Genomic DNA, 235 nt, shown 5'->3' on the forward strand with positions numbered 1-235 from the left:
GCTTCGCCAAACATACGCATTTTAATCAGCGTCGTGTTGGGATCATCCGGGTAGTTATTTTCCGCCGCACAGGCGATGGCATAGGTAAAGTCGTTGACGCCCTTCAGGAATTCAAAATTGGATTTATTCATCATTGTTATTAATCCATTGCTGTGTGGGCCTGTCCAAATATTTAAGGCCCATAACGCCTTATCTTAGCTTTCTGTACCTTTCCGGGCAATGACCACGGTCACAG

Annotated in this window: 1 protein-coding gene; it reads right to left on the reverse strand. The window is 45.5% G+C overall.

Annotation, left to right across the window (positions count from 1 at the left end; all coding sequences use genetic code 11):
- A partial coding sequence (locus tag V5P19_RS24545; protein WP_334408117.1) for a hypothetical protein occupies nucleotides 1-134 on the reverse strand: 134 nt, incomplete at its 3' end.
- Between the last annotated feature and the right edge of the window lie 101 nt (nucleotides 135-235).

Origin of the sequence: Enterobacter sp. UNJFSC 003, assembly GCF_036903355.1 — a bacterium.
Classification (GTDB): domain Bacteria; phylum Pseudomonadota; class Gammaproteobacteria; order Enterobacterales; family Enterobacteriaceae; genus Enterobacter.